General features: G+C 64.0%; 25 protein-coding genes. 17 read left to right on the top strand and 8 right to left on the bottom strand.

All coding sequences use genetic code 11. The features are described from left to right. Positions 1 to 301 precede the first annotated feature (301 nt). The 9 genes from CH285_RS04250 (at position 302) to CH285_RS04285 (ending at position 7,724) form a co-directional block, all read left to right on the top strand. Positions 302 to 1,192: a polysaccharide deacetylase family protein gene (locus CH285_RS04250; RefSeq protein ID WP_176458549.1), complete on the top strand. Its 891-nt coding sequence runs from the start codon at positions 302 to 304 to the stop codon at positions 1,190 to 1,192. Then, the gene (locus CH285_RS04255; protein WP_255032500.1) at positions 1,152 to 2,882 is read left to right on the top strand and encodes an NAD-dependent malic enzyme; all 1,731 of its coding nucleotides are present in this window, start codon (positions 1,152 to 1,154) and stop codon (positions 2,880 to 2,882) included. Before CH285_RS04250 ends, CH285_RS04255 begins: the two co-directional genes overlap by 41 nt. Beyond that, positions 2,879 to 4,348 (top strand): class II fumarate hydratase, encoded by a 1,470-nt coding sequence (gene fumC / locus CH285_RS04260; protein WP_094644556.1) that lies wholly within the window; start codon positions 2,879 to 2,881, stop codon positions 4,346 to 4,348. Before CH285_RS04255 ends, fumC begins: the two co-directional genes overlap by 4 nt. A gap of 76 nt (positions 4,349 to 4,424) precedes the next feature. After that, entirely contained in the window at positions 4,425 to 5,123 is a 699-nt protein-coding gene (locus tag CH285_RS04265; RefSeq protein ID WP_255032490.1) for an SDR family oxidoreductase, read from the top strand. After that, the gene (locus CH285_RS04270) at positions 5,120 to 5,707 is read left to right on the top strand and encodes an ester cyclase (RefSeq protein WP_094644558.1); all 588 of its coding nucleotides are present in this window, start codon (positions 5,120 to 5,122) and stop codon (positions 5,705 to 5,707) included. The genes CH285_RS04265 and CH285_RS04270 overlap by 4 nt, the downstream gene beginning before the upstream one ends. A gap of 52 nt (positions 5,708 to 5,759) precedes the next feature. Next, the gene (locus CH285_RS04275) at positions 5,760 to 5,948 is read left to right on the top strand and encodes a hypothetical protein (RefSeq protein WP_094644559.1); all 189 of its coding nucleotides are present in this window, start codon (positions 5,760 to 5,762) and stop codon (positions 5,946 to 5,948) included. A 36-nt stretch (positions 5,949 to 5,984) separates the two neighbouring features. After that, positions 5,985 to 6,869, top strand: a complete 885-nt coding sequence (locus CH285_RS04280) for a LysR family transcriptional regulator (RefSeq protein ID WP_094644560.1) — start codon at positions 5,985 to 5,987, stop codon at positions 6,867 to 6,869. Between the two features lie 32 nt (positions 6,870 to 6,901). Next, positions 6,902 to 7,066, top strand: coding sequence for a hypothetical protein (locus CH285_RS27745; RefSeq protein ID WP_155290188.1), 165 nt, complete (start codon positions 6,902 to 6,904; stop codon positions 7,064 to 7,066). A gap of 10 nt (positions 7,067 to 7,076) precedes the next feature. After that, positions 7,077 to 7,724: a TetR/AcrR family transcriptional regulator gene (locus CH285_RS04285; RefSeq protein WP_094644561.1), complete on the top strand. Its 648-nt coding sequence runs from the start codon at positions 7,077 to 7,079 to the stop codon at positions 7,722 to 7,724. A gap of 8 nt (positions 7,725 to 7,732) precedes the next feature. Here CH285_RS04285 and CH285_RS04290 read toward each other — a convergent pair whose 3' ends face one another. Next, positions 7,733 to 9,112 (bottom strand): alpha/beta hydrolase family protein, encoded by a 1,380-nt coding sequence (locus CH285_RS04290; RefSeq protein ID WP_094644562.1) that lies wholly within the window; start codon positions 9,110 to 9,112, stop codon positions 7,733 to 7,735. A gap of 159 nt (positions 9,113 to 9,271) precedes the next feature. Here CH285_RS04290 and CH285_RS04295 point away from each other — a divergent pair, with 159 nt between their 5' ends. Next, positions 9,272 to 9,814 carry a TetR/AcrR family transcriptional regulator gene (locus tag CH285_RS04295; RefSeq protein ID WP_176458548.1) on the top strand — a complete coding sequence of 181 codons (543 nt, stop codon included), beginning with the start codon at positions 9,272 to 9,274 and terminating at the stop codon, positions 9,812 to 9,814. A 21-nt stretch (positions 9,815 to 9,835) separates the two neighbouring features. Here the strand turns inward: CH285_RS04295 and CH285_RS04300 are convergent, their stop codons facing one another. Both CH285_RS04300 and CH285_RS04305 read right to left on the bottom strand, forming a co-directional pair. Continuing rightward, on the bottom strand, positions 9,836 to 10,582 hold the full coding sequence (locus tag CH285_RS04300; RefSeq protein ID WP_373454718.1) for a ferredoxin reductase: 747 nt from the start codon (positions 10,580 to 10,582) through the stop codon (positions 9,836 to 9,838). A 7-nt stretch (positions 10,583 to 10,589) separates the two neighbouring features. After that, a complete protein-coding gene (locus tag CH285_RS04305) occupies positions 10,590 to 11,189 on the bottom strand; it encodes a sulfite oxidase-like oxidoreductase (RefSeq protein WP_094644565.1) in 600 nt (199 codons plus the stop codon). A gap of 167 nt (positions 11,190 to 11,356) precedes the next feature. Here CH285_RS04305 and CH285_RS04310 point away from each other — a divergent pair, with 167 nt between their 5' ends. Next, the gene (locus CH285_RS04310; protein ID WP_094698368.1) at positions 11,357 to 11,842 is read left to right on the top strand and encodes a nucleoside deaminase; all 486 of its coding nucleotides are present in this window, start codon (positions 11,357 to 11,359) and stop codon (positions 11,840 to 11,842) included. A gap of 60 nt (positions 11,843 to 11,902) precedes the next feature. Continuing rightward, positions 11,903 to 13,228 (top strand): alpha/beta hydrolase, encoded by a 1,326-nt coding sequence (locus tag CH285_RS04315; protein ID WP_141214984.1) that lies wholly within the window; start codon positions 11,903 to 11,905, stop codon positions 13,226 to 13,228. 31 nt (positions 13,229 to 13,259) lie between these two features. On the opposite strand, the gene CH285_RS04320 is transcribed toward CH285_RS04315, so the two are convergent. Then, positions 13,260 to 14,135 (bottom strand): helix-turn-helix transcriptional regulator, encoded by an 876-nt coding sequence (locus CH285_RS04320; RefSeq protein WP_094644567.1) that lies wholly within the window; start codon positions 14,133 to 14,135, stop codon positions 13,260 to 13,262. A gap of 101 nt (positions 14,136 to 14,236) precedes the next feature. Between CH285_RS04320 and CH285_RS04325 the strand changes: the two genes are divergently transcribed. Continuing rightward, positions 14,237 to 14,932 carry an SDR family NAD(P)-dependent oxidoreductase gene (locus tag CH285_RS04325; protein ID WP_032383916.1) on the top strand — a complete coding sequence of 232 codons (696 nt, stop codon included), beginning with the start codon at positions 14,237 to 14,239 and terminating at the stop codon, positions 14,930 to 14,932. A 21-nt stretch (positions 14,933 to 14,953) separates the two neighbouring features. Here CH285_RS04325 and CH285_RS04330 read toward each other — a convergent pair whose 3' ends face one another. Both CH285_RS04330 and CH285_RS04335 read right to left on the bottom strand, forming a co-directional pair. Continuing rightward, on the bottom strand, positions 14,954 to 16,399 hold the full coding sequence (locus tag CH285_RS04330; protein ID WP_094644568.1) for an amidase: 1,446 nt from the start codon (positions 16,397 to 16,399) through the stop codon (positions 14,954 to 14,956). A 33-nt stretch (positions 16,400 to 16,432) separates the two neighbouring features. Further along, positions 16,433 to 16,873 (bottom strand): DUF3237 family protein, encoded by a 441-nt coding sequence (locus CH285_RS04335; protein ID WP_094644569.1) that lies wholly within the window; start codon positions 16,871 to 16,873, stop codon positions 16,433 to 16,435. Positions 16,874 to 17,030: 157 nt separating this feature from the next. Here CH285_RS04335 and CH285_RS04340 point away from each other — a divergent pair, with 157 nt between their 5' ends. The 3 genes from CH285_RS04340 to CH285_RS04350 all read left to right on the top strand — a co-directional run bounded on the left by CH285_RS04340 (position 17,031) and on the right by CH285_RS04350 (position 19,391). Continuing rightward, a complete protein-coding gene (locus CH285_RS04340) occupies positions 17,031 to 17,705 on the top strand; it encodes a TetR/AcrR family transcriptional regulator (protein ID WP_094644570.1) in 675 nt (224 codons plus the stop codon). Between the two features lie 56 nt (positions 17,706 to 17,761). After that, on the top strand, positions 17,762 to 18,556 hold the full coding sequence (locus CH285_RS04345; RefSeq protein ID WP_032388820.1) for an SDR family NAD(P)-dependent oxidoreductase: 795 nt from the start codon (positions 17,762 to 17,764) through the stop codon (positions 18,554 to 18,556). A 79-nt stretch (positions 18,557 to 18,635) separates the two neighbouring features. Beyond that, entirely contained in the window at positions 18,636 to 19,391 is a 756-nt protein-coding gene (locus CH285_RS04350) for an alpha/beta fold hydrolase (RefSeq protein ID WP_094644571.1), read from the top strand. Positions 19,392 to 19,400: 9 nt separating this feature from the next. Here CH285_RS04350 and CH285_RS04355 read toward each other — a convergent pair whose 3' ends face one another. Then, positions 19,401 to 20,687, bottom strand: coding sequence for a competence/damage-inducible protein A (locus CH285_RS04355; protein WP_094644572.1), 1,287 nt, complete (start codon positions 20,685 to 20,687; stop codon positions 19,401 to 19,403). A 140-nt stretch (positions 20,688 to 20,827) separates the two neighbouring features. On the opposite strand from CH285_RS04355, the gene CH285_RS04360 reads away from it, so the two are divergent. After that, entirely contained in the window at positions 20,828 to 21,235 is a 408-nt protein-coding gene (locus CH285_RS04360) for a DoxX family protein (protein WP_032364793.1), read from the top strand. Between the two features lie 30 nt (positions 21,236 to 21,265). Here CH285_RS04360 and CH285_RS04365 read toward each other — a convergent pair whose 3' ends face one another. Next, positions 21,266 to 22,753, bottom strand: coding sequence for an FAD-dependent oxidoreductase (locus CH285_RS04365; protein ID WP_032368842.1), 1,488 nt, complete (start codon positions 22,751 to 22,753; stop codon positions 21,266 to 21,268). Between the last annotated feature and the right edge of the window lie 39 nt (positions 22,754 to 22,792).

Raw genomic sequence — 22,792 nt, forward strand, 5'->3', positions numbered from 1 at the left:
GGTGTGTACATGCCGTTCAGCGACATCACGCCGTCTCTGGCCAGCACAAATCAAAGGCACGGGGTCGGCAGCGGACGCCGCTGGGACCACCGACCGACAGGAGATGCCATTCGCAGAGTCGATGGGCAAGCGAGGAAAAACGACGGGTTCGTCAGCCGACATCGTCACCCGCTTACAGCCATCGACATCCCGAATGGCAGCAAACCGAAATATCGATGCCGCGACGGGACTTCTATCGGGATGCTCAGAGCTGTACCGATCGTCGAACAACACTTACAGATTTCGAGAACAGGACGCGACCATGACGACACACTTCTGGCCCGACGGAGCGCGATTGGCGGTCACCGTCTCGATGCAGTTCGAGGCAGGCGGGCAACCGATCAGCGGCGCCGGCGGACCCATCACCGAGCCGATACTGCCCGGATACCCCGACCTGGGTCAGAACAGCTTCTACGAATACGGTGCCCGCGAAGGCGTGCCCAGAATCTTGGACCTGCTGGACAAGCATTCCATTCCCATGACCTCGTTCATGATCGGCGACGCGGTACGGCGGCACCCGGACATCGCGGCCGAGATCGTGGCCCGCGGGCACGAGGCGGGCGCACACGGACGGCGATGGGAGCGGCAGTACCAACTTTCCCGCGCCGACGAAGCCGCATGGATCGCGGACAGCGTCACCGCAATCGAAGAGGTCACCGGAACACGGCCCACCGGGTACAACAATTACTGGATCCGCCCCGGCATCAACACGTTGGAAATACTGCAGGAGCAGGGTTTTCGCTATCACATCGATGATCTGTCTGCGGACGAGCCATTCCTGCAACGAATCAACGGCGAGCCGTTCGCGACGGTGCCGTACTCGGTACACCTCAACGACATCGCCAGCTTCGACTTCCCCGGCTTTTCCCCGGCCGACTACGAGCAGCAGCTTGTCGACGAGTTCGACCAGCTGTATGCCGAAGGCGCACAGCGGCGCACGATGATGGTCATCGGCCTCCACGACCGACTCTCGGGCCACGCCTCCCGAGTGCGGGTACTCGACCGAGTCTTCACCCGCCTCCGCGAGCGCGGCGACGTCTGGTGGGCCCGCAAGGACCAGATCGCGCAGTGGACGCTCGATCACCCGGACACCGCGACCTGGGTCGACCGCGATCCGGCACCGATCAGCGGGCTCCCCGGCCGCAGCCACTGACCACCGACACCAAGGAACTTCGCCAATGGACCAAGGACAACAGATTCTCTGCGACGCTCATCTCAACCGGGGCACCGCATTCACCACCGAACAACGACACGCACTCGGATTGACGGGGCGCTTGCCTGCGTCGATCGAATCCCTGGACGAGCAGGCCGCGCGGTCGTATGAGCAGCTGGCCGAGCAACCCGACGACCTCGCCAAGTACGTGTACCTCAATGCATTACACGATCGGAACGAGATCGTGTACTTCCGCCTTCTCACGGACCACCTCGCCGAATTGCTACCCGTGGTCTACGACCCGACCATCGGCGACGCCATCGAACAGTGGAGCCAGGAGTATAGGAGATCGCGTGCGCTGTATCTTTCCATCGACCACATCGACGACGTCCGCGCGTCGTTCCAGACACTGGGCCTCGGCCCAGACGATGTCGACCTCATCGTGTGTTCCGACGCCGAGGAGATCTTGGGTATCGGCGACTGGGGCGTCAACGGCACCGATATCGCGGTCGGCAAACTCGCGATCTACACCGCCGCTGCGGGCATCGATCCAGCCCGTGTCATTGCCGTCAATCTCGATGTGGGAACGGACAACCGAGCGTTGCTCGACGACCCCGCCTACCTCGGCAACCGGCACGAACGAGTCCGCGGCACGAAGTACGACGAGCTGATCGAGACCTACCTCGAGGTCGCGAGCGAGTTGTTCCCGAATGCCGTGCTGCATTTCGAGGATTTCGGGCCGTCGAATGCCCGGCGGATCCTGACCGAGCATGGTGAGAAGTACCGGATCTTCAACGACGACATGCAGGGCACCGGTGCCATCGTCATGGCCGCCGTGATGTCGGGTATGAAGGTCACCGGCCAGAATTTCGCCGACCAACGGCTCGTCGTGTTCGGCGCGGGTACCGCGGGAACGGGTATGGCCGATCAGATTTCGGCGGCCATGGTCGCCGACGGCCTCACGCCCGAGCAGGCGCGATCACGGGTGTGGTTGATCGACATCAACGGGCTGATCACCGACGACATGACCGCGCTTCCCGATTACCAGCAGCCCTATGCGAGGCCGGCCGGGGAGATGTCCGGCGGCGGCAAGGGGATGGACCTGTTGTCCGTCGTCGAGGCGGTGCGCCCCACCATCCTCATCGGAACCTCCACCGTCGCAGGGGCGTTCACCGAGGAGGTGGTCCGTGCCCTGTGCGCGGGGGTGAAGCGCCCAATCCTGCTCCCTCTGTCCAACCCGACGAGTCGCATCGAGGTCTCGCCGCGCGATGCCGTCGTGTGGTCCGACGGTGCTGCGCTGGTGGCGACTGGGATTCCGGCCGATCCGGTGGAACACGGCGGCGTCACGTACCAGATCGGGCAGGGCAACAACGCCCTGCTCTATCCCGGACTCGGCTTGGGCATCATCGTCTCCGGTGCGTCGCGGGTCACCGACGCAATGCTCCTCGCGGCCGCGAACGCCGTGGCCGGACAGGTCGATGTCAGTGCGGCAGGTGCCTCGCTGCTCCCGCCGGTGGAGGACCTGCGCGCGTCGTCGGCGATCGTCGCTGCCGCCGTGGCCCGCGCCGCAGCGGAGGAGGGCGTCGCTACCAACATCCACCATGACGTCGACGCTGCTGTGCACGAGGCGATGTGGATTCCCGAGTACGGACCCTTCGATGTCGCGAACTACCGCGAGGCCGCCCGATGAGCAACCACGGTGACCCGTCGACCCCCGAGCCCCTGAATGTGCCCATCGGGATCGATGCGACCGGTACGCGCAGCGAAAGCGATTCGATGGGCAGCATCGACGTACCGGCCGACAAGTATTGGGGCGCGCAGACGCAACGGTCGCTGCAACACTTCTCCATCGGCGACGACCGCATGCCGAAGGCGGTGTATCACGCGTACGGGCACGTCAAGAAGGCGGCAGCGATCGTCAACGGAGACGCCGGGCGATTGGAGACATGCCGGCGCGACCTTATCGTGAGGGTGGCCGACGAGGTCATCGACGGGTGCCTCGACGAACATTTCCCGCTGTTCGTGTGGCAGACCGGTTCGGGCACCCAATCGAACATGAACGTCAACGAGGTCATCGGCAACCGCTGCATTCAGCTCACCGGCGGGGAACTGGGATCGAAGACGCCGATACATCCCAACGACCACGTCAACATGGGGCAGTCGAGCAACGACACGTTCCCCACTGCGATGCACATCGCGACCGTCGCGGTCATCACCGATCGCCTGCTGCCGGCAGCGAATTCATTGCTGCGGGCGGTGCAGGAGAAGGCGCATGCGTGGCGCGGGGTGATCAAGATCGGACGAACGCACCTCGAGGACGCCGTCCCGCTCACTGTCGGGCAGGAGTGGTCCGGGTACGCAGCGCAATTGCACCAGGCACTGGCCCGCGTGAACACCGGCGTGAGCGGCCTGTATCCCCTCGCGATCGGCGGCACCGCAGTCGGAACCGGGATGAACGCACCCAACGGGTTCGGCGCAGACGTGGCCGCGCAGATAGCCGCGCAGACCGGTCGCCCGTATGTGTCGGCGGAGAACAAGTTCGCCGCTCTCGGCGGGCTCGACGCGATGGTCGCCGCGAGCGCGGCACTGCGCTCGTTGGCCGTCGTGCTGATGAAGATCGCCAACGACATCCGCTGGTCGGCCTCGGGGCCGAGAGCCGGACTCGGCGAACTGATCTTGCCCGCCAACGAGCCCGGCAGTTCCATCATGCCCGGCAAGGTGAATCCCACTCAGTGCGAGGCAATGGTGATGGTGTGCATTCAGGTGCTTGCCGAAGACACCGCCGTGGCGTTCGCCGGTTCGCAGGGCAACTTCGAGCTCAACGCGATGCGCCCGATCATCATCGACAACGTGCTCCACTCGGCCACGATCCTCGGCGACATGTGCGCGAAGTTCACCGAATACTGCATCGACGGAATCGAACTGAACCGCAACACCATCGCGGGGTACGTCGACCGGTCACTGATGCTCGTCACCGCGCTGTCTCCCGTGATCGGGTACGAGAAGGCAGCTGCGATCGCGCACCGGGCTCTGGCCGACGACAGCACGCTACGCGACGCTGCTCTGGCCACCGGGTTCGTCGACGGCGACGACTTCGATCGGATCGTCGACCCGACAAACATGACTGGCATCGATATTATCGATAGCAAACAGTGAAAGTATCGATTGTTCGACGGTTAGATCCTTGCTTCACTGAATTATGAACACACACCACAACGAAAGGACCTCCTCGATGCGCGTACTACTGGTCAGCGGAACCTCGGGAATCGGCCGGTCGATCGCGTCGGCCGTGCTCGATGACGGCGGCGAAGTCATCCTCGCTGGACGACACCGCGATGCACTCGATGCTGCAGTCGCAGAACTGGGTCCGGGGGCGAGTGCGGTGACGATCGACCTCGGGGACGAAGTGTCCATCACGCAGGCAGCGGCAGAAATCGGTCCGGTCGACCACATCGTCAGTCTCGCAGCAGATCACGCCAACGGCCCGGTCGCGGAACTGGACGCCGATGCCATACGAAACGCGTTCGACGCCAAAGTGATCGGTCCGATCCTGTTGGCCAAGCACCTCGCGCCGCAGGTTCGCGAGGGGGGTTCGTTCCTGTTCTTCTCCGGCGTCGCCGCCTGGAAACCTGCGCCCGGCCTGTCGGTGATGGCAACCACGAACGGGGCGGTGGCGTTCCTGACCGAGGCGCTCGCGGTCGAACTCGCACCGATCCGCGTCAACGCTCTGTCGCCCGGGATCGTGGATTCAGGGGCCTGGGACTCGATGGGAGAGGGGAAGGACGCCCTGTTCTCTGACACGGCGCGCACCAACCCTGCCCGCAGAGTCGGCCGACCGTCCGACATCGCCAGCGCTGCAATGTCTTTGCTGACGAACACCTTCGTCACCGGCGTCACCCTGCACGTCGACGGGGGAGGACGGTTGGCATGAAACTCCACACGGCAATGGCTGCCCTGATGGCCGTGACACTGCCACTGGTGGCGTGTTCCACCAGTGCAACGCGCAGCGACGCGACGACCAGTGACCGGCCTCTAGTGGAGTCTGCGGCCGACCTGGTCGCACCGGGAACGGTGAACGTCGGCGATGCCCCGGTCACAGACCGAACCCGCGAAGTCGTCCGTATCGCGCAGACGCTGTACACGTTCTGGAACACCGGCGACACCGCCTACCTCGACCGAGCAGTGGACCCCACCTTCGTCGACAACACGCTGCCGCCAGGACGCCCGCAGGGCCCGGCCGGACCCGTCGCTGCGTCGAACACGTTCCGCGCTGCAGTACCCGACCTGACGTGCGAACTCGCCGATCTGTACATCACCGGTGACACCTTCACCGCACGGTTGATCTTTCGAGGTCATTTCACCGGCACCTACGACGGCCGTACCGGAACCGGGCAACCGATCGACTTCGGAGCGATCGACATCCAGCACGTCGGCGATGCTCGCATCGACGCGGACTGGCACCTCGAAGACAACCTCACCTTCCTCCAACAAGCCGGGCTCGTCGCGGTCGGGTGACCGCCCGAGCAGCCCCTTGCACAACACTTCTCACCGATAGGAGCCGACACACATGAACATCGACCCGAGGATCAGAATGGCCGCAGGCATCATCATGGCCGTCATCTCGTACGTCGTCGCCGTCACGAACTTCATCGACGGAGACATCCGATCCGGCATCATCCTCACGCTGATCGGCATCTTCTTCAGCACAGTGCTGGTGCAGACGACAAGCCGCTACCTGAAGAGAGACTCCAGCTAGCGATGCCGAACTCTCTACGTCGCATACCCTCGACCGATGCCGACTCTGCGAGCCCTCGAATGCTTCGTCGCCGTCGTGGACGCCGGTTCCGTCACCGCCGGGGCAGCGCAGCTGCATCTCTCGCAGCCTGCGTTGTCTCATCAGTTGGCGTCGTTGGAAACGGAAATCGGCACCCCGCTGCTGGAACGGCTTCCGCGCGGGGTGCGGCCGACCCCGACCGGTCGCGCGTTGCTCGACGACGCGCGAGCCACACTGTCGGCTGCCGACCGCATCGTGCGGACGGGACGGGCGTTGGCGGAAGGACGCGAAGGCCGGATGAGACTGGCGTGCGCAGAAAGCATGACCGTCCCGCTACTCGCGCCCACCCTTCGAAAGTGGACGAGAAAGTATCCCCACATCGGACTGGACCTGACCGAGTTCACCAGCGCGGACGCGATGGCGGACGCACTGTCGAACGGTGACATCGACCTCGCGGTCGGTCCGGCGTCGACGCAGTTCACCGGCGTCACCCACCAGATCGGAACGGAAGACGTCGTCGTGGTCATTCCGGAGGGGCTCGATCTCGCCGACAAGCCTGCCATTTCATGGGCCGACCTCGCAGACAGGCCGATCGTGCACTATCACCCGTCGAACGGTCTACGCGGGTGGTTCGACTCCGTCGCGACAGCCCACGGCGTCGAGCTCGATGCTGTCACTCATACCCGAAATGCCACCACGGCAGCCCAACTTGCTCACGCGGGCCTAGGAATCGCACTCGTCCCGACCACCGCACTTCCCGCGCGGTTCGCCGGCATCGTCACACCGCTGCGGCCACCGCTGCAGCGAAGGGTAGTCGTGATGGTCGGAACGCAGACAGACGCACTGACCCGCCGGTTCGTCGACGACCTGGTCGCGCGGGGAATGGGTGCGCGGCGCCACTGACCACACCACATCGAAGACGTAGAAGGACAACCATGACCATCGAAGCCCCGAGACACTCCACCGACACCGCCCCCCACCGGCTTGCCGAGACCTTCCATCGGTCGCTCACCACGAAAGACTGGCCGCTGCTCCGCAGCATCATGACCGCCGAGGTGACATGGTCGCTGCCGGGCGAGAACGCCATCTACCGGTGGTAGCGTCGTCGTCATGACGCTGTCGGCGACCAGCACGCACCGCCGGAAGGATCCGCAGTCCAGGCGTCGGGAGCTCGCAGAGGTGGCCGGGAGGCTGGCGATGTCGGAGGGGTTGGGGCAGCTGACGGCCAAAAAAGTTGCCGACGAGGTCAAGGTGTATCCCGGCCTTGTCAACCACTACTTCAAAACCTCGGACGGGCTGATCGCTGCCGGGTTCGCGGCAGCGGTGGAGGGCCGTCGCTCGCAGCGAGTCGGTGCTGCAGCCGATTCCGCCGATGCACTCGACCGTCTCAGAATCTTCCTGGACGAAGCGACGGACCCGAGCCACGATGAATATGCGCTGCTGTGGCTCGACGCTTGGCGTGAGAGCACCCGCCGCCCGGCACTGCAGCAGGAGGTCGTGAGCCAGATGGAAGTCGATATCGACACCCTGATCAGAATTCTCGAATCCGGTTGCGAACAGGGCCGTTTCGCGCCGCTGGACTGCGCTTCGACTGCGATGCGCATCCTCGCCCCCATCGACGGAACCTTCGCGCAGAGTGCCGTCAGAACAGCGTTGTCGGAGACCTCTGCCATCAACTACCCGATCGCGACGGACATGGTCTTGCGGCACACCGAGCTCGAATTAGGGCTTGCGCCTGGAACTTTGGTCTCCAGCTGACCCGGTCGTCATAACGAATCGGATGTTCGCGGCGTCGTGTCGTTCCGGTTCGCGTTCGACGCATCGACCAGATTCTCTCGGAGAAAGCGGGTCGACAACGCCGACCAGTGTTCGGCGTTGCCCATTGCGCAGTGGTCGTCGTCGGCGTACAACACCAGTTGGGCGTTCGGTGCGTCGACGGCGAGTTCGATCGAGTCACGGGTGCTGGCCAACGTGTCTGCAGCTCCATTGATCACCAGCAGTGGGATGTCGATATCCCGGTAGCGATGCCGTAGGGACATCTTCGAGGTCTTGCGCACCAAGTCCAGGATTCCGGTCGCGCCGAGTGTGCGGATGAGCGTCGATATCATCACCTCGGGCATCCCGATCGAGTTGATCGCACCGAAACTGCGGTGAGTCAGCGGACCGTTGGACACCGCCACTTTCAATCGCGGATCCGACGCGGCCATGCGTGCGGACCAGTATCCGCCGAAACTGAAGCCCATCATGCCGATTCGGTCCGCATCGATGCGCGCATCGGCTGCAAGGAAGTCGATCACTGCCGAGTACACGTTCTCGGACGCAGCTGTCATGGGGTCGTCGTACGAGTAGGTTCCGGGCATTTCCATGACGAACGTGCCCAGTCCTGCATCCCGTTGCGCCAGTAGGGGTAGCAATGTTTCGGCAATGGTCCCTTCCAGACCGTTCGTAACCAGGACTGTCGGAATGTGTTTCGCGTTCAGCGGTAGCGCGAGAATTCCGTGTACCCGGTCGGAGGTACCGGGCAGGGCGATGTCGACCACCTCCACGACGTACCCCATAACCGGTGCGAGAGCGAGCAACAGCGACTCCGACAATCGAGTCGACCTGCGATAGGCGTCCTGGCGTCGCGGCGTCCCACCCGGCCATGCGGCGACGAAGTAGTACACCAGCGCCTTGATCAATCCGTCGACAGCGATGGCCGCGTCGGATGCGTCGGGATGCTCGGCGATGAATCGTGCGGTCGCGTGTGGATCGGCGACCGTTCCGCGGTCGGCGAGGATCGACGCCGCTGGGGCGAGTGCGCCGCCCAATTCGGACAGTACCGCGCCGGTCGGAGCCTCTGTGTCGAGCAGCCGTGAACTCACGGGCGCACGCAACCGTGACAGGGCCGCATCGGCGCGTTCGAGGTGCTCGGTGGCGAAAGTCGACCAGTAGGAAACCCACCTGTCGTCCTCGAAGGAGCGGCATCGAGCCAACTGGCCGCGGAACTCGTCATCGGGTATGCCGCCGAGGTGGGTGAAACGGTCCACGAACAGACGAGGCAGAAACGGCGCGACACCGCCTCTGCGCGAGGCCCTTTCGGTGGTGTGGGTCAGTGCTCTCGCGCTGACTGTTGCCCTCTTTCGCCATTCGATCAACGATGCCATCGTGTAGCTCCCCGTCCCTTAACGCAGATCAATCTGCTTTAGACGCACGGTAGGGTGCTCGATCGGTAAATGCAAGACTTTCTGCTTTAGCCTTGGGGTGTGGAGCAGACACCTACCCATCCTGAAATACGGCGGCGACCCGGCGGTCGAGCTGCACAGGTGACAGAAGCTGTCCACGAGGCAGTGCTCGCCGCCGTCGTGGAGGTCGGTGTCGACAAGGTCGGCATTCCTGATATCAGTCGACGGGCCGGAGTGCGTGACACCACGATCTACCGGCGGTGGGGGACACGCGAGAACCTGATTCTCGACGTCATGTTCACCGGGAGTGAGCGGATTCTTGGGCTGCCTGACACGGGCGCGCTGAAGGACGACTTGATTGCATTCGCTACTGCGCTCGACGGATATCTCGCATCTGCACTGGGGCAGGGCCTCATTCGAGTGCTCGCCTCGATCGCCGACTCGCCTGCCACCGCAGAAGCACGCACTACGTTCTGGTCGCAACGGTTGCGGTCCGTACAGGTGATCATCCATCGCGCGGTCGAGCGTTCCGAGGTGCCAGCTGATGTCGATGCCGGCCTCGCGATCGAGCTAATGATCTCACCGATTCACTTCCGTCATCTGCTGACCCGGCAACCATGCGACCGCGAGTTCATCGATAGCCTGGTGAATGCCGTGATGGCTTACTGCGGGGTGGCGCCGTGAGCGCCGCTGATTCGGGGGGTCTCAGCTCGGTCCGAAACGCTCCGTACGAATGTTCCCAGCCGAGTGACCCCGCGCTACCAGCATGTCCGCCACCGTGTCGACGAAGCTCGTGGGCCCGCAGATGTAGCAGCGCGGCTCGAATTCCGCCGGCCATCCGTGAGCGTCGATGTCTTCCAACGTGATCCGACCGAGTGGCCGTGCGCTCCCGGCAGGAGCACGCCGCGTGTGGATCATGGTGACGTCCACTCCCGCCGGCGGGTGAGCCCACTCGTCCGCGAAATAGACCTCCGCGGGTTCGCGCACGGAGTACAGCACCCGGAAGGGCACCCGTCCGCCCGTCGCGGACGCCTGTGCGCGAACCATGGCGCGGAGCGGGACGATGCCGGAACCGCCACCCACCAACAGAATCGGGGGAGACGGGGTCTCCGACGGTTGGGACGGCCGCCAGACGAACCATCGGCCCACCGGCCCTCGGATTTCGATGCGATCGCCGACCTCGACGGACTCGACCAAATAGGGCGACACCTCGCCGTCCGCGACGTTCTGTACGGCGATCTCGATACGCGTCGTGCCGTCGGGTGCCGAGGCCAAGGAATAGCTGCGCTGTGCGCTGTAGCCGTCCTCGGCGGTGAGCTTGACGTCTACGTGTTGCCCGGCGAGATGGCCGGGCCAACCGTCGACGTCGAGAACAAGGGTGGACGCGGTGGGTGTCTCACGCCGCACGGCCGCAGCCGTGGCAACGAGCCAGGGTTTCGCCCCGGCCGTCACGGCCACGTCAGTCGCCCTGGTAGCGCTGCTCGCGCCACGGGTCTCCGTAGTCGTGGTACCCACCGCGCTCCCAGAAACCTTGTTCGTTCTCCAGGGTGAGCTCGATGCGTGAGATCCACTTCGCCGATTTCCAGAAGTACAGATGAGGAACGAGAAGCCGTGCCGGACCACCGTGTTCGCGAGCCAAGGGAGCGCCGTCGAATTCGGTGACCAGCCAGGCCTTCCCGTCCCTGAGATCTTCGAGGGGGAGATTGGTGGTGTAACCGTCGAAGCCGTGCACCACGACGTACCTGGCATCGGTGTCGAGACCGTCCAGCAGACCGTCCAGGCTCACGCCCTTCCACGTGGTGTCGAGCTTCGACCACTTGGTGACGCAGTGAATGTCGACGGTCGGAGTCTCGTGCGGAAGTGCCGCGAATTCGTCCCAGGTCCAACTGCGAGTGTCGCCCCGTTCGGTGGTGACCGAGAACGACCACGTGTCGGTCGCGACCACGGGCGCAGGCCCGATCGCGAGGACGGGAAAGTCCTTGGTCAGATACTGACCGGGGGGAGTGCGCCCGTCGTCGCCGCGTCGTCGGCCCACGAAGCCCTTCGAGATCAGTGCCATGGTGAAGAATTGTGCGCTCGTTGTCGCGAGTCTGACAAGTCGGGTGACGGTGTCGGCTACCTGCGCTTCGGCGGGAGCACGTGGGATCGATGCGGAGTTCGCCGTGCTTCGTACCGGTACGGTCGAGGTGTGGACACTACTATCGTCGACGCACCATGTGGTGCGGCATGAGTATTTCCGCCGACGACCGTGCATTGGCGCGTGCTGTGGATCTGGCGGCGGCCGCAGTGAGTACGGGCAACGATCCGTTCGGTTCGGTGCTGGTGTCGGGCAGCGGTGAAGTGCTTGCGGAGGACCGCAATCGCGTCGGCGATCGACACGATCCCACCCAGCACCCCGAGATCGCTCTGTCACGGTGGGCTGCGACCAATCTGAACCCCAGTGAGCGACGATCGTCGACGGTATACACCTCCGGTGAGCACTGTGCGATGTGCGCGGCGAGCCACGGAATTGTCGGGCTCGGACGTATCGTCTACGCCACCTCGACAGCCCAATTGCTTACGTGGCTGGAAGAATTCGGTGCTGCGCCGCTCGCGATCACGCCGCTCACCATCACACAGGTCGTGCCGGGAGCAGTGGTCGACGGGCCGGTCGCCGAGTTCAGCGACGCTGTCCGTGACCTGCACAGGCAACGTCACACGTCCACGGCGTAGCTAAGGGTGAGCAAAATTTTCGAAGGCCGGCGAACGAGAACGTCGACATCGGCACTCGTGATGACCGGTGGTATCGGTGTTGCACTCGCGTGGCTCCAGTGTCTTCTGATCCGTCAGCAGTTCGCGGTGGGATTGTGGGTCATCGTGGTGGCCGTCGTGGCCACCTGTCTCGTCGCGTCCGATGCCAGAAAGCATGTAGCCGTAGGAACTTCGCTCGGTGCAGTGACCGTGGTCGCTCAGGTCGCCTGGTTGGTGACGCCCTTTCACGCGCTGTGGGTCGTGAGCGCAACCGCGGGGACTGCGCTCGGGTTCTTTCTGCTCGGATCGGCGTGGGCGGGCTCCTCGGATGGCACTCGCCGGGTGGTTCTCGCCGTACCCGCCGGCCTCGCTGCCTCGATTGCGTTGGTGGTTTCCGCAGTGACGATCACTACGGCCGCCAGTCCGGCGCCGCTGGTTCGAGCGCTGCAGTCCTTGGGGCAGAGCAATTCCTTCGTTTCTGCCGCGCCGACAGCGACGTCGGTAGTGAACGGGGCAGGTCGCACCAGTGACATCGAATACGGCTCGACGCTTCCCAATTCGTTTCTCGACATCTACATCGCCGACAACGATCCGTCGGTCAGCCGTCCCACGTACGTCATGGTGCACGGCGGGGGATGGATAGCGGGGGACAAGGCCGACGGTGATTCCGAACTCGGGACGGACAACCCGTACTTCGCGTCGGGGGCGGGCCCCGTACTCGACGCCGGTTTCAACCTGGTGTCGGTGAATTATGCGTTCGCACCGGAATACCGTTTTCCCACACAGACGATCCAGCTGGGTGAGGCTCTGCAGTTCTTGGAAACGAACGCCGACCGATACGGCTTGGACATGAGCCGCGTCGTGCTCGCCGGAAGCAGCGCGGGTGGTCAGATCGTGGGTAGCTACGCCAATGTTCGGACCAACCCCGACTACGCACGTGCGCTGGGCATCGAACCCACGATGGATCGAAGCGCTTTGAAGGCCTTGGTGTTCGACAGTGCGGTACTCGATGTGGGGAGGGCCGGCTCACCGCAATCTCCGAGTCCGTCGAACGGCTTTCTGTACGACATCGGTGCACGCAGCTACCTCGACACCACCGATGCCGATTGGCTGGCGCGCGCAAACGTCACGAAGAACGCCACCTCCGACTTCCCGCCGAGCTTCATCGCCGACGGAAACACCGGCACCTTCCCCGATCAGGCGGCCGAACTGAGCGCGAAGCTGGACAGAATGGGCGTCGCCAATCGCTTGAATCTGTACAGCAAGAACGAGGGGACCCTCGAGCATGCATTCATGACCACGGGCTCGCAGTGGACCGACGAGTACAACCGGCTCAGGATCGAGTTCCTCCGCGGCATCGTCGGATAGCAGAGCAGTCGCTGACGCACTCGACTGGCCGCTACTGCACTGGCAACCGCAGCTGGTCGACGGACCCGGAAACGGCGGCCAACCGGAGTTTCGTGTCGTCATCCGATCCGGGGGCGGCTGTCATGATGACGATTTTCAGCTCCGCGTCTCCGTCGGTGAGTACGTCGCAATCGACGGTAATCGGTCCGACCGTCGGATGGTGGACCACTTTGTGATCCTCGCGATGTGAACCGACAGCACCGACCGACCACAGAGACTCGAATTCTGAACTGCCGGTGCGTAATTCTTCGATCAGGCCCCTCAGTCTCGAGTCTCGGGGAAACCGTCCAGTGGCTCGCCGAAGGTCGGACACCACGGCAGCTCGGACTGCTGCGTCGCCGCCGGACGGCGTCACCGGCCAGGCGGACATTCCGGGCGTGTCCGCGCCGACAGGGAAACAGTCACGAGCGAAGTTGCGCTTCGAGGGTGAGACGGACGACGGATCACCGACCAGCGCAGCCCAACTCCGGTTCCACCAGAGCAGTTGCCAATCGGCGGCGAAGACGGCAACCGCACCCTCGTCGAGTCGGCCGACAACCCGCCTGACCCCAGGCGGGATGTGGTCGGAGATAGTCCCGTCGACCGGCGGAATGTGGCCGGCCAAGCGGTAGAGATGGTCTCGCTCGGGAAGAGTCAGCTGGAGAGCCCGCGCCAAGGACGACACCACTTGCACCGACGGTGTCGTCGCTCGTCCCTGTTCGAGCCGCACGACGTAGTCCACGGAGATGCCCGCGAGATCGGCGAGGTCCTCGCGTCGGAGCCCCGTGGCCCGTCGAGATCGTCCGGTCGTCAGTCCGACAGCATCGGGTGAGAGTCGATCACGCCACGATCTGATCGTCGCGCCGAGTCCGTCCGTTGTCGAGGTCACGACTCCATTGTCACTCTTCGGGCGGGTGTGAGGGTGGTACCGATTGTCCTACCGTCCAGGCGTGCCTGGAACACACGCCGGTCGACCTGAACACTGGGGCCATGACCATCACATTCATCACCGGAGCAAACAAGGGCCTCGGTTACGAAACCGCGCGCCGACTGATCGAACAGGGCCACACCGTGATCCTCGGAGCACGTGACGCCGAGCGGGGTAGGAATGCTGCAGCAGCGTTGGGCGCTCGGTTCGTTCGGATCGACGTCACCGATGCCGAATCCGTCGCATCGGCAGCTGCGGACGTACAACGGCAGGAGGGGGTTGTCGACGTACTGATCAACAACGCGGGCGTTCCCGGACCGCACAGCGCCATCGAAGAACTGACCGCCGAGGATGTGCAGTCGGTACTCGATGTCAACGTCCTCGGAATCGTCCGCACCACAACAGCATTCCTTCCACTACTGCGCCGCTCCACCGATCCCGTCATCGTCAATGTCAGCAGTGGAATGGGTTCGTTCGCGGCGACACACGATCCGTCTCGCGTCGAATCCAGCGTGATTGCTCCGGCCTACACCGCGTCGAAGTCGGCTGTCACGATGTTGACGACGCAGTATGCCAAGGGCCTGAGCGACATTCGCATCAATGCCGCCGATCCGGGCTACACCGCAACCGAATTCAACGGAAACAGCGGGCCGCAGACCGTCACCGAGGGGACCGACGCCATCGTGCAGCTCGCCACCGAAGGGCCCGGCCACGGATCCGGGCGGTTCATCGACCGCCACGGAACCGTCAGCTGGTGACCTGTTCCGTGGCAGTCGGAGTCAGCCGATCACGTTCTGCAGGTCCATCCCCGCCGGCTTCTTCAGCGGAGTGAACGTTCCGACGCTCTGCTCGACGGCTCGGGCCGCCGCGAGTGCGATGTGGTCGCCGTTGCGCGGAGCGATCAACTGAACGCCGGACGGGATGCCGTCCGAGTCGAGCCCGGTGGGCACGGCGACCGAGGGCAGGCCGAGGAGGTTGACCGTCACCAGTAACCGGTGATCACGCCACAGTTGCGTGGTCGCTTCGGGACCGGACAAGTCGTAGCCGACGGCAGTCATCCGCCGCGCCGAGACCGGGCCCAACACGATCGGGTACTGGGCGTGGAACCTCTCCCACGCTGCCGAAATCAGCACACGCTGACCCCACGCAGCCTTGTACTCGGCGATCGACTCGTAGACCTCGGTCTCCGAGGAGTTGTCGAGGAAATACTGCGTTGCGCCCGCGCCGAGGGGCTCGGCACCGCTGTCGGGTTGGAAATTGCCGACGAACTCGGTGACCGAGAGTCGACGCCACAGCACTGCAGCTTCCTCGATCATGGGTGCCTCGGCCTCGACGACCTCCCACCCCGCAGCGGTCAGAGCATCGGCAGCTACCGAGATTGCTTCGGCCACTTGCGGATCCACACCCCAGCCGGCGGGATCGCGCGTGACGGCGACGCGACGTACGCCGTCGTAGGTGGTCGGGTGAGGAATCGAGGACGCCATCGGATCCAGGCCGTCCGACCCGTGCATCAGCGAGAAGGCGGTGTCCAGGTCGTCGACCCGGCGAGCGATCGGTCCGTTCACTGCGAAGAACTGTTCCGTCAGGGGCCAGGCCTCGACGGGTGAGGGTGCAGGCACTCGGCCCGCCGACGGTCGCAGTGCGCAGATACCGGCAGCGTAGGCGGGCAATCGTAGAGATCCGCCGTAGTCGTTGCCGAGTCCGATGACGGACATGCCGGTGGCCACGGCGACGCTGTCTCCGCCGCTGGAGCCGCCGGCGACTCGGTCACGATCCCATGGGTTGTAGGTCCGCCCGAAGAGTTCGTTGTCGGTGTCCCAACGCAATCCGGTGTCGGGCATGTTTCCCCGGCCGATCGGGATCGCGCCTGCTTCCATCAGCCGTCGGACCATTGTCGAATCCGACGTCGGAATCGCATCCGCGAGGAAGGTCCAGCCTTGCGTCGACGCAGACCACGTCAGGTCGATGTTCTCCTTCACGGAGATCGGTACCCCGGCGAGCTCACCGACATCCTCACCGTCGGCGATTCGGCGATCGATGGTGTCGGCGAGTGCGCGTGCGCGGTCGTGGAATACGACGGTGAGAGCGCCGAGGTGACCGTTGACTTCGGAGATGCGGTCCAGGTGCGCGTCGATCACCTCGCGTGCGGTCACTGCGCGAGTACGAACGAGTCGGGCGATCTCGCGGGCACCGAGCGTCCAGAGAACGGGGTGTGCCTGAGTCATGTTGTGCCTCCTGTGGAGTGGGACGGGGAGTGATCAGGCCAGAACTTCGAAGACGTCGATCGTGGTGCCGGTTGCGTGGGATGTCGCGCGGCCCACGAACACCGAACGCGTGAGCCACTGAAGTCGTGGTGACGTCGTCCGAAATCGGGGAGTGGACTGGAAGTAGCCCATCTCTTCGCCGGACTCACCGGGGAGGTGACGGACTATCCCGAGGTTGACCACGTCGACGATGTCGTCCTGATCGGTACGAATCAGGTATCGCGCTTCGACCAGGTAGGCGTCGTCCGCGCGAGTCAGGGACCAGTCACCACCGCCGGGAATGATGGTTCCGGAAACATCGCCTTCGATGGTTCCGCCGGTGATGGGAATGAACTCGAGCAGCTCGGTGGCTCGTTGTTCGAGGGGTAGGTAGGGGCCGGTGTCGGCGACGATGCGGAATGTGAATCGCAGCTCGGGTGCCGTGGGGGCGTCCATGGCTCGTCCTGTCTCGTGTCGTATCTTTTTGATGTTGCAGTGACTATGGTCATAGTCAAGGTGATAGTCAATAGCATTCACTAAGGAAAATCGCGTTAGAGCGAGACGGAAACACGTCCAAACGCGCTCGATGCGTCGGACGCGAAGGGATGTGCCGATGAGTTCGGACGTACGCAAGCGTCGCAAGAGGGGATCGCTGTCGCAGGAGGAAATCGTTGCCGCGGCATTGCGAATTCTCGATACCGAGGGCGAGCCGTCGTTGAAATTCTCGCGACTGGGTGACGAGTTGAAGGCGTCCCCGACGGCGGTGTACCGACACTTCGCAAGTCGCCACGACCTGCTCACCGCAGTGGCCGATCATCTCGACGAGCTGTCTCTGGACGGCTACGAGCCGACCGACGACTGGCGCGCGGATCTCGAAGATCTCGCGTGGCGTGCGTGGCGAACGACGACGGCGCACCCGGCGGCGGCCGCTGCCACGTTCTTCCTGATAACCAACGGACCGAACGAACTCAGGGCCGTCGAATGGGTTCTTCGGGCGATGCACATGGCCGGTTTGCGAGGCCGTGCCGCGGTGATCCAGTATCAGGTCTTCGCGAATCTGGTTCTCGGTTCGGTCAGTGCCGAGGGCGCTCGGCTCAGTGCGTCGGACCCGCGCGAAGTGGAGGAAGGGTGGGTCCAGGTCTACGCCCCGAAGCATCCCGAGAAGTTCCCGTATGCGGAGCAAGCCAAAGCCGAACTGGCACGGATGAATTACGAAGAGGTGTTCGCCAAGCAGATCGAGATGTACCTCGACGCGCTCGAGGCTCTTGCTTCGAGGGACCGAGAGTAGGTCTTTCCCCCCGGGGTTTCATCGTTCGCTCGTTCGATTGTGGAGGTGCTCGACTCATGGTTTCGACTGGGGCCCAGATCGATAGGCCCGTAGCGGTGGTGACGGGTGCAGGCGGCCCCGACGGTATCGGGTTCGCCTGCGCACGAGCATTGGCGGCAACACACTCGCTCGTCATCGCTGCGACGTCGTCGCGGATCGAGCTCCGTGTTGCGGAGTTGACTGCTACCGGTGCGCAGGTGATCGGCTTCGTCGGCGATCTCACCGACTCGTCGACCGCGAAGCGACTGGTGAACGACGCAGTCGAACACTTCGGCCGGGTGGACGTATTGGTGAACAACGCGGGCATGACCGCAACAACGGGCAGCGAAGAACAGACCCCGGCCGAGCTCACCTCGGACGATCAGTGGCACGCGGCAATTTCACGCAACCTCGACACGAACTTCTTCGTCACCCGCGCCGCGCTCGAGCCCATGGCGGAGCAGCGGTTCGGACGAATCGTGAACGTAGGGTCGGTATCCGGCTCGGTGATGGCCTACGGAGGAGATGCCTCGTACCACGCTGCCAAGGCGGCATTGGTGGGTTTGACGCGGTCGATAGCGATCGACAACGCGCATCGCGGAATCACTGCCAATATCGTTGCGCCAGGCTGGATCGCGACGGGATCGGCAACCGAACACGAAAACGCAATGGGAGCGGCCAGCCCGCTGGGGCGTTCCGGAAGGCCCGACGAAGTCGCGGCACTCGTCGCATTCCTCGCATCCGCATCGGCGTCGTACATTACCGGCCAGGTCCTCGTTGTCGACGGCGGTAACTCCATCGCCGAAGAGCGAGGCCGCGGCACGCACGCGTGACCACTCGAACCCCAACGTCGAGTAGCGGATACTCGACGGCGACGCGGAGCTGGCACCCTCGACGAAACGAGAGAAATCAATGAGCACCAAACCTCCACTTCTGTTGCTGCACGGAGTGACGATGTCGGCTCGAGCGTGGGACACCGTCGCACCGTTTCTAGAGAAGAACTATGACCTCGTCGTCCCCACTGCAGCGGGGCACCGCGGTGGACGTCGTCTCGATCACGCGAGTATCGGTGCTCTGACCGATGTGACAGAACAGCTGCTCGATGATCGTGGTCTCGACACCGTGCACATCGCGGGCAATTCGATGGGAGGGTGGATGGGTATCGAGCTCGCTCGCAGAGGCCGGGCCCGGTCGGTGTGCGCGCTCTCGCCCGCCGGTTTCTGGGAGCCCGACGCCGATCCGGGTAAGAGTCGGGCGACGTTGATCCGAACCAAGAAGCTGGCCGACGCCACCAGCTCGCTGATGCCGCCGCTGATGCGGTTCGGGTTCGTTCGCCAGCTCGCCATGCGTGATATTGCGTTGCGCGGCAAGCAGATGACGCACCAGCAGGCTGCCGCATCGTTCGAAGACCTCGTCGGATGCGATGCGGCTCACGACCTGTTGAACACCCGCGAGAGCGTGGCACCGTTCGCCGAAATGCCGTGCCCTGTCACCGTGGCGTGGTCGAGTGGAGACCGCATCTTCCCGCCCGAACATTTCGTCCCTGCGGCCCGTCAGCGGCTACCCGGGGCGCATTTCGTCACGCTGGCAAACGTCGGCCATGTGCCGATGATCGACGATGCGGCACTGGTGGCGAAGACGATCGAGGAGTCCATCGTCGGTCGTTGACCACAAGAATCAGATCGTCGGCTCCAGGGCGTCGGCGAGCATGTGCATCGCTGCGGTGGTGGAAAGCGAACGCACACTTGCCCTGTCACCGGGCAGTCGAAGTGTCCGGGTGACGGTCGGCTGATCGCGGACGGCAATCGCGAAGCACACGGTGCCGACGGGCTTGAGTTCGGTGCCACCGCCGGGGCCTGCGATGCCACTGGTCGAGACAGCGATGTCGACGCCGACCCGGTTCAGCGCGCCCTCCGCCATCAGTGCAGCCACCGGTTCGCTCACGGCTCCGTGCTGGTCGATGACCTCGGCTGGAACACCGAGAAGTTCGGTCTTCGCTTCGTTTGCATACGACACCACCGCGCCGATCACATATGCCGACGACCCGGCACGGTCGGTGAGACGCGCGGCGATCATGCCGCCCGTGCACGATTCTGCCGTTGCGATGCGACGGCCCGTCAAGCGACTCGCCACGATGTCGTCGATCGTGGATCCGTCGGTCGAAAAGACCTGTGCTGCATAGTGTTTTTCGATGAGTGCTGCGACGTCGGCGTATGCGGCCGCCGCTGATTCTGGATAGCGCGTCACCATTTCGAGTTCACCGAGACGCAGGCAGGTGGTGATCTCGAGGTCGCCGAATCCCGCTACCTCGCGCTCCGCTGTTCGTAAGGTCGCCGCGAGGTCGGCCTCCGACAGACCGTACGCGCGGATGGTGTCCTGGCGAACCGCGGCACTCCTGGCCAACACTCGCGAGACCGGCGCTGTCTGCACAGCTTCGGGCCACATGGCCTGTAGTTCGCGCGGTGGGCCCGGCAGAATCAGAACCGCAGGCAGCATCCCGGAGTCACTCGCTGGTATCGCGACGCCGGGAGCAGTGCCGGTCGGCGAAATGGACTGCGCGCCTTCCGGAACCATGGCTTGTTTGCGGATGCCCGCGAGAAGGGGCTCCGAATCGGGCGAGGAACTCAGGCGACTCCGCCAACGCTGCACGATCTGCTGGATGCGCTGCTCCAGTTCGACGTCGAGCTGGAGTTCTCGACCGTACAACGCGGCAACGGTCGCGACCGTGAGATCGTCGGCGGTCGGCCCCAACCCGCCAGTGGTGACGATGAGGTCCATACGCTGATCGGCGAGGAAGCGAAGTTGTGCGGTGAGATCATCGGGCCTGTCCCCGCACACAGTGATGTGGGCGACGTCGACGCCCAGTTCCAACAGTCGCTGGGCGACCCATGGGCCGTTCCTGTCGGACACCCGACCCGAAAGAACCTCGGTTCCCGTGACCACAACACCTGCTCGCACTGACATTCTTCGACTTTACTGTCACCGGGTTCGAGTGGACTCGCGACGGTGGCTCGATCGACACCGAATCCGGGGCCGCGGTGAGTTTCCGTACCGACGGCAGTCGATACCGGCGACATCGTGCATCTCGAACATCGGAGAACATCATGACCACGACGACCACTCCTGCAACCACGTCACGTACCGCTGCGCGCGTCGGCTGGGTCCTCACCGGCCTGCTGGCGCTGTTTCTGATCTTCGATATCGTCGGCAAACTGCTGAATGTGCAGCAGGTGAAAGACGCGACGGTGGAATTGGGGCTGCGCGACGAGATGACGCCCGTCATCGGCGTCGTGCTACTGGTGTGCTTGGTGCTGTACGTGGTGCCGCGCACCGCATTTCTGGGTGCCGTTCTCCTGACCGGCTATCTCGGTGGTGCCGTTCTCACCAACTGGCGGGTCGACAAGCCGCTCTTCAGTACGGTCCTGTTCGCGGTCTACGTCGGAATTCTTGCATGGGGTGCGCTGTACCTACGGGATCCGAAGGTGCGTCAGGTCATGCCGATAGTGCGGTAGTGAGACGCCTCCTGCCCACACATGTGAGGGTCAGGACAACGGATTCAGACCCGACGTGACGGGACCCTCCAACACGGAGCCGTCGGCAGCGAAACGCGAACCGTGCAGCGGGCAGTCCCAGGACTTCTCGGCATCGTTCCACGCCACGATGCCGCCGAGGTGCGGGCACACCGCAGACACGCGGTGGGTGACGCCGTCGACGGTACAGACAGCCTTCGGTGCGATGCCGGGCTCGACGTGGCCCTTACCCTCGACCAGTGGGGTTTTCGAGCCCCCGGTGATCGGCTTCGCCCATCCTTTCGTCATGTTCAGTCCCACGTTGGCATTGATACGGATCGCGTCGACGATGCCGGTGAGTTGGCGCAGATTCCAGCTGTCGTACGCGCCGGCCCAGTCGGTTCGACCGCCGAACGCCCGCTGTGCAAGAACGAGCGCGGACGCCGCGGCGTTCGTCATTCCCCATTTGTCGTACCCGGTGGCGACCCAGATGCGATCGTCGCCGGGCAGCAGTGGTCCGGCGTACGGCAGCGCGTCGATCGACCCGTAATCCTGCGCAGACCATCTGTATCGTCGTCGGGCCCCGGGGAAGTTCTCTGCGGTCCATTCGTCGAGGTCGTTCACCTGTGCCTGCGGAGAAGACTCGCGCCCGACGACGTGATCGTTTCCACCGATGAGGAGTAGATCGCCGGCCGGGGTGGGCGCATACCGGATCGATCGGCTGGGGGAGTCGGCCGAGAGGTACATTCCGCGTGGAACGTCGCCGTCGATCTCGTACGCGGCGGCATACGACCGCATCGGTTCCATTCGAGCGAAGAATGCACCACGATCGAGAATGGGTGTGCCAGTGGCCAAGACGACCCGCGACCCGCGGAGTGGACCCTGATCCGTCTTGACGTCGACGTGACGAAGCCTTCGTCTCACACCGAGTGCTCGGGTGCCTTCGGTGATGTCCGCACCCGCGCTCGAGGCGTCCTCGGCCAAGGCAATGAGGGCGTCCATCGGATCGAATTGAGCTTGGTCCGGAACAGACACGGCACCGGCGACATCGAAGGGAAGTTCGGTGTCGGTGCCGTAGGAGGCGTTCAGTCCGGCACCGAGAGCGACGCGCAATTCATCGCGAACGGCGGTGAGACCGGAGCTGGTCGTGGCGTACGTGTACGCCGTCTCGCGTTGGACCGCTATACCCCGCTCCCCGCAGTATTCGAGCAGCCATTGCTGCCCAGCAGTGTTGCCCTGCACGTAACGTCGCACCTGCTGTTGCGAATGTTTCGACGCTATCGACGACAGCTTCGTGCCCTGCAGAACACTGATCTTGGCTGTCGTGTTTCCCGTCGCGACGGCACCGATCGTGCGGGCTTCGAGCACCGCGACGCGTTCTCCGGCTCGTGCGAACAGCAGGGCGGTGACCAAACCTGTGAGTCCGGCCCCGATGACCACGGTGTCGTACTTCTGTCTGAAATCGATCGCGCGGTAGGGCGTGCGGTCGGGTCGGTCGAGCCAGAGTGAGTTGGGCGGCATACAACCGAGTTCCCGCCTTCGTCGTCGCGAAACCCGGCA

Origin of the sequence: Rhodococcus sp. 05-2256-B1 (assembly GCF_002258465.1) — a bacterium.
Classification (GTDB): Bacteria; Actinomycetota; Actinomycetes; order Mycobacteriales; family Mycobacteriaceae; genus Rhodococcoides; species Rhodococcoides fascians.

What these genes read in the sequence shown, in the direction of transcription:
- CH285_RS04250 (WP_176458549.1), top strand. Translation starts at nt 302, where the DNA reads ATGACGACACACTTCTGGCCCGACGGAGCGCGATTGGCGGTCACCGTC.
- fumC (WP_094644556.1), top strand. Translation starts at nt 2,879, where the DNA reads ATGAGCAACCACGGTGACCCGTCGACCCCCGAGCCCCTGAATGTGCCC.
- CH285_RS04265 (WP_255032490.1), top strand. Translation starts at nt 4,425, where the DNA reads ATGCGCGTACTACTGGTCAGCGGAACCTCGGGAATCGGCCGGTCGATC.
- CH285_RS04270 (WP_094644558.1), top strand. Translation starts at nt 5,120, where the DNA reads ATGAAACTCCACACGGCAATGGCTGCCCTGATGGCCGTGACACTGCCA.
- CH285_RS04275 (WP_094644559.1), top strand. Translation starts at nt 5,760, where the DNA reads ATGAACATCGACCCGAGGATCAGAATGGCCGCAGGCATCATCATGGCC.
- CH285_RS04280 (WP_094644560.1), top strand. Translation starts at nt 5,985, where the DNA reads ATGCCGACTCTGCGAGCCCTCGAATGCTTCGTCGCCGTCGTGGACGCC.
- CH285_RS27745 (WP_155290188.1), top strand. Translation starts at nt 6,902, where the DNA reads ATGACCATCGAAGCCCCGAGACACTCCACCGACACCGCCCCCCACCGG.
- CH285_RS04285 (WP_094644561.1), top strand. Translation starts at nt 7,077, where the DNA reads ATGACGCTGTCGGCGACCAGCACGCACCGCCGGAAGGATCCGCAGTCC.
- CH285_RS04290 (WP_094644562.1), bottom strand. Translation starts at nt 9,112, where the DNA reads ATGGCATCGTTGATCGAATGGCGAAAGAGGGCAACAGTCAGCGCGAGA.
- CH285_RS04305 (WP_094644565.1), bottom strand. Translation starts at nt 11,189, where the DNA reads ATGGCACTGATCTCGAAGGGCTTCGTGGGCCGACGACGCGGCGACGAC.
- CH285_RS04310 (WP_094698368.1), top strand. Translation starts at nt 11,357, where the DNA reads ATGAGTATTTCCGCCGACGACCGTGCATTGGCGCGTGCTGTGGATCTG.
- CH285_RS04315 (WP_141214984.1), top strand. Translation starts at nt 11,903, where the DNA reads ATGACCGGTGGTATCGGTGTTGCACTCGCGTGGCTCCAGTGTCTTCTG.
- CH285_RS04325 (WP_032383916.1), top strand. Translation starts at nt 14,237, where the DNA reads ATGACCATCACATTCATCACCGGAGCAAACAAGGGCCTCGGTTACGAA.
- CH285_RS04330 (WP_094644568.1), bottom strand. Translation starts at nt 16,399, where the DNA reads ATGACTCAGGCACACCCCGTTCTCTGGACGCTCGGTGCCCGCGAGATC.
- CH285_RS04335 (WP_094644569.1), bottom strand. Translation starts at nt 16,873, where the DNA reads ATGGACGCCCCCACGGCACCCGAGCTGCGATTCACATTCCGCATCGTC.
- CH285_RS04340 (WP_094644570.1), top strand. Translation starts at nt 17,031, where the DNA reads ATGAGTTCGGACGTACGCAAGCGTCGCAAGAGGGGATCGCTGTCGCAG.
- CH285_RS04345 (WP_032388820.1), top strand. Translation starts at nt 17,762, where the DNA reads ATGGTTTCGACTGGGGCCCAGATCGATAGGCCCGTAGCGGTGGTGACG.
- CH285_RS04350 (WP_094644571.1), top strand. Translation starts at nt 18,636, where the DNA reads ATGAGCACCAAACCTCCACTTCTGTTGCTGCACGGAGTGACGATGTCG.
- CH285_RS04355 (WP_094644572.1), bottom strand. Translation starts at nt 20,687, where the DNA reads ATGTCAGTGCGAGCAGGTGTTGTGGTCACGGGAACCGAGGTTCTTTCG.
- CH285_RS04360 (WP_032364793.1), top strand. Translation starts at nt 20,828, where the DNA reads ATGACCACGACGACCACTCCTGCAACCACGTCACGTACCGCTGCGCGC.
- CH285_RS04365 (WP_032368842.1), bottom strand. Translation starts at nt 22,753, where the DNA reads ATGCCGCCCAACTCACTCTGGCTCGACCGACCCGACCGCACGCCCTAC.